Genomic DNA, 9,071 nt, shown 5'->3' on the forward strand with positions numbered 1-9,071 from the left:
GCCCGGTTACATTTCGAACCCGGAAGCTAAGCCTTTCAGCGCCGATGGTACTGCAGGGGGGACCCTGTGGGAGAGTAGGACGCCGCCGAACAATTTTTCAGCTCCGGTCCCTGAACCTTCTGGTTCAGGGACCGGAGCTTTTTTGTTTCCGCCGTGCAGACCATCGTGTTACTTCATGTTCACTTCATGTGGTCAGGATCCGCGGCATGGGGACAGTGCGAACGCTCAGATCGGCCGGTGTCCGCGAAGGCGACGAGGTGGTGGTGCCGGCGTACGGGAACCCGGAGGTCGCCGAGGCGGTCGTGGAGCTGGGCGCGCTGCCGGTCTTCGCCGACGTCGACGCGGACAGTTACTGCCTCGACCCGGCCGCGGTGGCCGACGCGGTCACCCCGCGCACGGCGGCCGTCGTCGCCGTACACCGCTTCGGGCGGCCGGCGGACATGGGCTGGATCCGCGAGACGGGGCAGCGGCACGGGCTGCTGGTCGTCGCCGAGGAAGAGCCTGGCGCCGCGCAGGCGGACCGGGAACAGGTGCGGCGACGGCGGGAGCGCGCCGCGTACCTCGACGGACGGCTCACCGGCGTGGCGACGCCACCGGTCGCCGCCGGGCACACGTACGAGCAGTACGTGGTGCGCGTGCCGGGGAACGGGCGCCCCGACCGGGACGCGTTCGCGCGGGCGCTGCGCTCGCGCGGCGTCGCCTGCCGCGTGCCCGTACAGGCACCCGTCTACCGGCTGCCGCTGCTGCGGCGCGACGTGTACCTGCCCCAGACCGAGCGCGCTGTGGACGAGACCCTGGCACTGCCCGTACGCACCGAACTCTCGCGACGGGAACTGCAGCGGCTGGCCGGGGCCTGCAACGCGCTCGGCGGACTGCTGCAACCTGCGTTCTGAAAATCCCTTTTGCCGGGGAACGGGCCCCGCTCTCCGGGGCCCGCGGTACGGGATTCGGGTTATCGGAGGAGTTCGGGTATGCTTTATTCCGTTGCCGCGCCCCAATAGCTCAGTCGGCAGAGCGTCTCCATGGTAAGGAGAAGGTCTACGGTTCGATTCCGTATTGGGGCTCCAGAAGAAAAGGCCCCCGCCTGATGGCGGGGGCCTTTTTCGTATAGGCGCAAGGGGCGGCCCGGCGGGCCCCCGGGTCACGCTTCGAGCGCGACCTCGGGGACCCGCATGGCGAGAATGGCCATGTCGTCGGACGCGGGCTCGGCGGCGAACCGCTCCACGGCACGCAGGATGCGGGCGGCCACCGCGCCCGCGGTCAGGCCCGTACAGGTCGTCAGCACATCCGTCAGACCGTCGTCGCCCAGCATGCGGGTGCCCTCGCGGCGCTCGGTGACGCCGTCGGTGACGCACAGCAGCACATCGCCCGGGTCGAGGGTGATGGTCTGCTCGTACAGCTCCAGATCGTCCATGACGCCGAGCAGCGGCTGCGGCTCGGCGGCCGGCTCGACCGTGCCGTCCTGGCGCAGGCGCAGCGGCAGCGGATGGCCCGCGCAGACGACCTTCAGCACGGCACTGCCGTCGCGCTGCGGCCACAGCTCGCCGTACAGGAGGGTCAGGAAGCGGCTGCGGGCACCCTCGTCGAGGATCGCGGCGTTCAGCCGCTCCAGGACGGCGGGGCCGCCGAAGCCCTCGCGGGCGAGCAGCCGCAGCGCGTGCCGGGCCAGGCCGGTGACGGCCGCGGCCTCCGGGCCCGTACCGCACACGTCGCCGATGGCGAAGCCGTACGCGCCGTCCCGGATGGGGAACAGGTCGTAGAAGTCGCCGCCGACCTCGTTGCCCTCGCCGGCGGCGCGGTAGATGACCTCCACCTCGACGCCCGGCACCTCGGGCAGCTCCGGGGGCAGCAGGCTGCGCTGGAGGGACTGGCTGATGGCCGTGCGCTCCGAATACAGGCGCGCGTTGTCCAGGGCGAGGGCGGCCCGCCGGGAGAGGTCCTCGGCGAGTTCCAGGATCTCTTGGCGGAAGTGCTCCTCGCTGGGCTTGCCGAGGGTGAGCATGCCGATGACGCGGTTGCGCGCCACCAGGGGAAGCACGACGGTCTCGCCGCCGACCGCGGAGGCGGTGGCGAGGCTGGCGCCGGGGCCCTTGGAGGGGCGGGCCGAGTCGCCGAGGCCCAGGCTGCGCAGCGAGGTGCGCAGGGCCGCGTCGTGGGCGGCGTCGGTGGGCGCGTTCCACAGGCGGGCGCCGGGCGTGGGCACCGGCTCCGGCGCGTCCACCTTCATCAGGAGCGACTTGAGGCCGTCGATGCGGTCCTCGTCCTCGTGCAGTACGTAGGACAGCTCCGGCTCGGACGCCTGGTCCGCGACGGTGTAGACGGCGCACCACGTGGCGAGGGTGGGGACCGTCATCTGGGCCATCAGGGCCAGCGTCTGGTCCCGGTCGAGGGTGCCGGCGAGCAGGTCGGACGCCTCGACGAGGAAGGAGAGGGAGCCGCGGCGCAGGCGCTCCAGCTCGGTCAGGCGGGCCCGCTCGACGGCCAGCGCGATGCGGTCGGCGGCGAACTGGAGGCGCAGCGCCTCCTCGTTCGTGTAGCGGCCGGGGGCCTCGGCGGCGACGCCCAGGGAGCCGGTCAGCCGGCCCTCGACCTTCAGGGGAACGGTGACGACCGAGCGCATGCCCGTACCCGAGAGGAGGGGCACGGCGCCCGGCACCGCCGTCAGGTCCTCGTGGACGGCCGGCATCCGGGCGGAGCCGTACCGCCCGGAGCCCGCCTCGACCGGGACCCGGGCGAAGCGCTGGCGGGCCGAGGGCAGGCCGGTGGAGGCGCGTACCTCCAGCTCGGTCTCGTCGTCGGTGGCCAGCAGGAGGTACGCGGCGTCGCCGTCGAGCATGTCGCGGGCGCGCTCGACCGTGCGCTGGAGCAGACCGTCCAGGTCGTCCGGGGCCGGTGAGCCGATGAAGACCTCGAACGGGTCGGCGGGGCCGCGGCCCTCGGCCGGCTGGGGCGCCGTGTCGGAGGCGGGGGTGCGCGGCGGGCTCTGCAGGACGGCGCGCTCATGGTCGCGCACCAGGAGGCAGACCGTGTACGGCTCCCCGTCGGCGTCGCGGACGCGCAGGTGGGAGGCGTACACCGGGACGACCCGGCCGTCCGCGCCCCGTATGCCGTACGAACCCTCCCACCGGGACAGCAGCAGCGCCTCGGCGATGCCGGTGCCGGTGCCGGGGGTGTGCGGCCAGGCCGCGAAGTCGGTGAGCGGCTTGCCGACGACCTGCTCGGGGTCGTACGCGAAGAGGTCGCGCGCGTCGTCGTTCCAGAAGCTGATGCAGCCGCCGCGGTCGATCTGGACGACTGCGACACGGACCCGGCTGTCGGCGACCGGCAGCGCGTCCACGGGCAGCGCGGGGCCCGCCGTGCGGGTGCCGGCGGGGCGCTCGGGCAGGTCGAGCTGGAACCAGACGTGCTTTTGCGAGGCGGTGTACTCCACGCCCCAGCGGCTGGCCAGCGCGCCGCACAGCAGCAGCCCGCGGCCGCCCTCGCGGTCCGGATGGGCGAACGCGCGGCCGGTGTTCTGCAGCGGGATCTCCCGCTCCGGATAGCGGTCCGCGACCTCGATGCGCACCCCGTCGTCCGCGCGCAGGCACAGTACGTCGGCGGCGGTGCCCGCGTGGACGACGGCGTTGGTGACCAGTTCGCTGGTCAGGACGACGGCGTCGTCGACGATGTCGCCGTAGCCCCAGCCCTGGAGGGTGTCCCGCACAAAGGCGCGGGCGGTGGCGACCGAGCGGCCGACCGGCTCGAACGTGGCAGCGGCCCGCGCGGTGATCACTGGTCTCCTCATGCGTGTGTCGGTGATCTGCTCTCCCACCATGGCGGCGCCCCTCCGAAAAGCCTGGTGTGCTCGCCCACTGCCCGTGCTGGACGGCCAGGGCGGGTGGACAGCCGGATGCCAGGTTACTTACCTTCGCCGCGCGTGCGGATGCCGGTCACGTGTGTTTCCGCCCCGATCGTGCCCGGGACGATATGCGATGCTGCCGAACTGTTATGGCCTGGTTGGGCCATGGTGAAACACTGGGCAAGCTCAAAGAGAAGGCCCGGGTAGAACGGTCGACCCTGCGGGAGGGACACGGTGGAGTCTGGCGCAGCGGCGCGGGGCACGAGCACGCGCGCGAAAGGCGGACGTTCCCGGAGCAACGGGACGACTGAGGTGGATACGGCTGCGCTGAACCGGCTGCTGGCTGCTCTCGTCTCGATGCGCGACGGGAATTTCCGTAAGCGGCTGACGGTCTCCGGCGACGGAGTGATGTCGGAGGTCGCCGCAGTTTTCAACGAGGTGGCGGACCGCAATCTGCACCTGACGGGAGAGCTGGCGCGGGTGCGCCGGGTCGTGGGCCGTGAGGGAAAACTCACGGAACGTCTGGAGGCCGGGGCCTGTGAGGGCTCCTGGGCCGCGGCCATCGACGCCTCGAACGCCCTGGTCGACGATCTCGTACGGCCGGTGTCCGAGGTGGGCCGGGTGCTCTCCGCGGTGTCCGAGGGCGATCTGGAACAGCGGATGGACCTGCGCTCGCGCGGTTCGGACGACAGTTCGGCGCATCCGCTGCGCGGTGAATTCCTGAAGGTGGGCCGGACGGTCAACGGCCTGGTGGACCAGCTGTCGGCCTTCACCGACGAGGTCACGCGGGTCGCCAGCGAGGTCGGTACGGAAGGCAAACTCGGCGGGCAGGCGCGGGTGCGCGGCATGTCCGGGTCCTGGAAGGACCTGACCGAGTCGGTCAACACGATGGCGTCCCGGCTGACCGCGCAGGTGCGTGACATCGCTCTCGTCACCACCGCCGTCGCCAAGGGCGACCTCTCACGCAAGGTGACCGTCCATGTCGCCGGCGAGATGCTGGAGCTGAAGAACACCGTCAACACGATGGTGGACCAGCTCTCGTCCTTCGCCTCCGAGGTGACGCGCGTCGCCCGCGAGGTCGGTACGGAAGGCGAGCTGGGCGGCCAGGCGCAGGTCCCGGGCGTCGCGGGGGTCTGGAAGGACCTCACCGACTCCGTCAACCTGATGGCCGGCAACCTCACCGCGCAGGTGCGCGGGATCGCCCAGGTGACCACGGCGGTGGCCAACGGCGACCTGTCCCAGAAGGTCACGGTCAGCGCGCGCGGCGAGGTCGCGCAGCTCGCCGACACGATCAACACGATGACCGAGACGCTGCGTACCTTCGCGGACGAGGTCACCCGGGTCGCCAACGAGGTCGGCGCCGAGGGCCAGCTCGGCGGGCAGGCGCAGGTGCCGGGCGCGGCGGGCACCTGGAAGGACCTCACCGACTCGGTGAACAACGCCTTCCGCAACCTGACGGGCCAGGTGCGCGACATCGCGCAGGTGACGACGGCGGTCGCCAACGGTGACCTGTCGCAGAAGGTCACCGTCGACGTCGCGGGCGAGATGCTCGAACTGAAGAACACCGTGAACACGATGGTCGACCAGCTGTCGTCCTTCGGCGCCGAGGTGACACGCGTCGCACGGGAGATCGGTGTCGAGGGCGAGCTGGGCGGTCAAGCGGCGGTTCCGGGTGCTGCCGGTACGTGGAAGGACCTGACCGACTCCGTCAACACCGCCTTCCGCAACCTGACCGGTCAGGTGCGCAACATCGCGCAGGTGACCACGGCGGTGGCCAACGGCGACCTGTCGCAGAAGGTCACGGTCGACGTCTCCGGCGAGATGCTCCAGCTGAAGAACACCGTGAACACCATGGTGGACCAGCTGTCCTCGTTCGCCGACCAGGTCACGCGGATGGCGCGGGACGTGGGCACGGAGGGCCGGCTCGGCGGTCAGGCCCGGGTGGACGGCGTCAGCGGTACGTGGAAGGAACTGACCGACTCCGTCAACTTCATGGCGGGCAACCTCACCTCCCAGGTGCGGCAGATCGCCCAGGTGACGACGGCGGTGGCGCGCGGCGACCTCTCCCAGAAGATCGACGTGGACGCGCGCGGCGAGATCCTGGAGCTGAAGAACACCATCAACACGATGGTCGACCAGCTCTCGGCGTTCGCGGAGCAGGTCACCCGGGTGGCCCGCGAGGTGGGTACGGACGGCAGGCTCGGCGGGCAGGCGCAGGTGCCGGGCGTCGCGGGCGTCTGGCGCGACCTGACCGACTCGGTGAACGGCATGGCCGGCAACCTGACCGCCCAGGTCCGCAACATCGCGCAGGTCGCGACGGCGGTCGCGCGCGGCGACCTGTCGCAGAAGATCGACGTGGACGCCCGGGGCGAGATCCTGGAGCTGAAGAACACCCTCAACACGATGGTGGACCAGCTCTCGAACTTCGCCGAGCAGGTCACGCGGGTGGCCCGCGAGGTGGGCACCGAGGGCATCCTCGGCGGCCAGGCCGAGGTCCAGGGCGTCAGCGGTACGTGGAAGGACCTCACCCAGTCCGTCAACTTCATGGCGAACAACCTCACGTCCCAGGTGCGCAGCATCGGCGAGGTGACCACCGCGGTCGCGCGCGGCGACCTGTCGAAGAAGATCACCGTCGATGCCAAGGGCGAGATCCTCGAACTGGTCACGACCGTGAACACGATGGTCGACCAGCTGTCGCTGTTCGCCGAGCAGGTCACCCGCGTCGCCCGCGAGGTCGGTACGGAAGGCCAGCTGGGCGGCCAGGCCCGGGTGCCGGGCGTCACCGGCATCTGGAAGGACCTCAGCGACAACGTCAACCTGATGGCCAACAACCTGACCATCCAGGTGCGCAACATCTCCCAGGTCTCGGCGGCGGTCGCCAACGGCGACCTGACCAAGAAGGTCACGGTCGAGGCGCGCGGCGAGGTCGCGCAGCTCGCCGACACGGTCAACACGATGGTCACGACCCTGTCGTCGTTCGCCGACGAGGTCACCCGGGTGGCCCGCGAGGTGGGCACCGACGGCATCCTGGGCGGCCAGGCCCGCGTCCCCGGCGTCGCCGGTACGTGGAAGGACCTCACCGAGTCCGTGAACTCGATGGCGAACAACCTGACCGGTCAGGTGCGCAACATCGCCATGGTCACCACCGCCATCGCCAAGGGCGACCTCACCAAGAAGATCGACATCGACGCGCGGGGCGAGATCCTGGCCCTGAAGACGACCATCAACACGATGGTCGACCAGCTCTCCTCCTTCGCCGAGCAGGTCACCAGGGTCGCCCGCGAAGTGGGTACGGACGGTCAGCTCGGCGGCCAGGCGCAGGTGCGCGGCGTGGCCGGCACCTGGAAGGACCTGACCGAGTCGGTGAACGAGATGGCGGGCAACCTGACCCGCCAGGTGCGGGCGATCGCCGCCGTCGCCGCGGCGGTGACCCTCGGCGACCACAACGTCCGTATCGACGTGGACGCGGCCGGCGAGATCCTGGAGCTCCAGGACAACGTCAACACGATGATCGCCACGCTCCGCGAGACCACCCTCGCCAACGAGGAGCAGGACTGGCTCAAGGGCAACCTGGCCCGTATCTCCGGCCTGATGCAGGGGCGCCGCGACCTCAAGGACGTGGCCACGCTCATCATGAGCGAGCTGTCCCCGGCGGTCTCGGCCCAGCACGGCGCGTTCTTCCTCGCCGCGTCGCCCGGCGACGGCCGGGAGATCGGGGCGGACGGCGGCGAGCCGGGCGCCTACGAGCTGCGGCTGATGGGCTCGTACGGTTACTCGATGGGCACCATGCCGACGACGTTCCGGCCGGGGGAGACCCTGATCGGCACGGCGGCGGCGGAGAAGCGCACGATCCTGGTGGAGAACGTGCCCTCCGGCTATCTGAAGATCGCCTCCGGGCTCGGCGAGGCACCGCCGGCCAACGTGATCGTGCTGCCGGTGCTCTTCGAGGACAAGGTACTCGGCGTGATCGAGCTGGCCTCCTTCCAGCCGTTCACCCATATCCAGAAGGACTTCCTCAGCCAGATCGCGGAGATGATCGCGACCAGCGTCAACACCATCTCCGTCAACACCAAGACCGAGATGCTGCTCAAGCAGTCGCAGGAGCTGACCGAGCAACTCAAGGAGCGCTCGGGCGAATTGGAGAGCCGCCAGAAGGCGCTGGAGCTGTCCAACTCCGAGCTGGAGGAGAAGGCCGAACAACTGCGCGCGCAGAACCGCGACATCGAGGTGAAGAACACCGAGATCGAGGAGGCGCGGCAGGTCCTGGAGGAGCGCGCCGAGCAGCTGGCCGTCTCGATGCGCTACAAGTCGGAATTCCTGGCGAACATGTCGCACGAGCTGCGCACCCCGCTCAACTCGCTGCTGATCCTCGCCAAGTTGCTCGCCGACAACGCCGAGGGGAACCTCTCCCCGAAGCAGGTGGAATTCTCCGAGACCATCCACGGCGCCGGCTCCGACCTGCTCCAGCTGATCAACGACATCCTGGACCTGTCCAAGGTCGAGGCCGGCAAGATGGACGTCAGCCCGACGCGCATCGCGCTGGTCCAGCTCGTCGACTACGTGGAAGCCACGTTCCGGCCGCTCACCGCGGAGAAGGGACTGGACTTCTCCGTACGGGTCTCCCCGGAGCTGCCCGCCACGCTGCACACCGACGAGCAGCGGCTGCTCCAGGTGCTGCGCAACCTGCTGGCCAACGCGGTGAAGTTCACCGACAGCGGCGCCGTGGAGCTGGTCATCCGGCCGGCCGGCGACGACGTCCCGACGGACATCCGCGAACACCTGCTGGAGCACGGGGCGCTGCGCGAGGCGGACGCCGGCATGATCGCGTTCTCCGTGACGGACACCGGCATCGGCATCGCCTCCAGCAAGATGCGGGTGATCTTCGAGGCGTTCAAGCAGGCGGACGGCACGACCAGCCGCAAGTACGGCGGCACCGGCCTCGGCCTGTCCATCAGCCGGGAGATCGCGCGGCTGCTCGGCGGCGAGATCCACGCCGCCAGCGAGCCGGGCCGCGGCTCCACCTTCACGCTCTACCTGCCGCACAACCCGGGCGGGCTGCCGCCGCAGGGCTACCCGCAACTGGTCGCGGGCGGTCTCGCGATGGACGCCGAGGCGCGGGACGCGGAGCTCGGCCGGGCGGCCGCCGAGGAGGCCGCGCAGTCCGGCGTGGCGCCCTCCCGGGGCACCGGGCCGGGGCCCAAGCGGCGCCGGCGCCCGGCGGCCGGTGAGGGGC

General features: G+C 70.7%; 3 protein-coding genes, 1 tRNA gene and 1 rRNA gene. 4 read left to right on the top strand and 1 reads right to left on the bottom strand.

The features are described 5' to 3' along the window. From rrf to IH45_RS0141545, 3 genes are all read left to right on the top strand, one after another. Nucleotides 1-91, top strand: a 5S ribosomal RNA gene (gene rrf / locus IH45_RS1000000145730); the annotation flags it as partial. A 115-nt stretch (nt 92-206) separates the two neighbouring features. Next, a complete protein-coding gene (locus tag IH45_RS0141540) occupies nt 207-893 on the top strand; it encodes a DegT/DnrJ/EryC1/StrS family aminotransferase (protein WP_030681914.1) in 687 nt (228 codons plus the stop codon). Nucleotides 894-991: 98 nt separating this feature from the next. Next, a tRNA-Thr gene (locus IH45_RS0141545) sits at nt 992-1,067 on the top strand. Nucleotides 1,068-1,141: 74 nt separating this feature from the next. Here IH45_RS0141545 and IH45_RS0141550 read toward each other — a convergent pair. After that, a complete protein-coding gene (locus IH45_RS0141550; RefSeq protein ID WP_032919459.1) occupies nt 1,142-3,814 on the bottom strand; it encodes a SpoIIE family protein phosphatase in 2,673 nt (890 codons plus the stop codon). A gap of 258 nt (nt 3,815-4,072) precedes the next feature. Here IH45_RS0141550 and IH45_RS0141555 point away from each other — a divergent pair. Continuing rightward, nucleotides 4,073-9,071 (top strand): HAMP domain-containing protein (locus tag IH45_RS0141555; protein WP_234440885.1); only part of this gene is annotated, 4,999 nt, incomplete at its 3' end.

Source organism: Streptomyces rimosus subsp. rimosus, from assembly GCF_000720725.1.
In the GTDB taxonomy this organism is placed as follows: Bacteria; Actinomycetota; Actinomycetes; order Streptomycetales; family Streptomycetaceae; genus Streptomyces; species Streptomyces rimosus_A.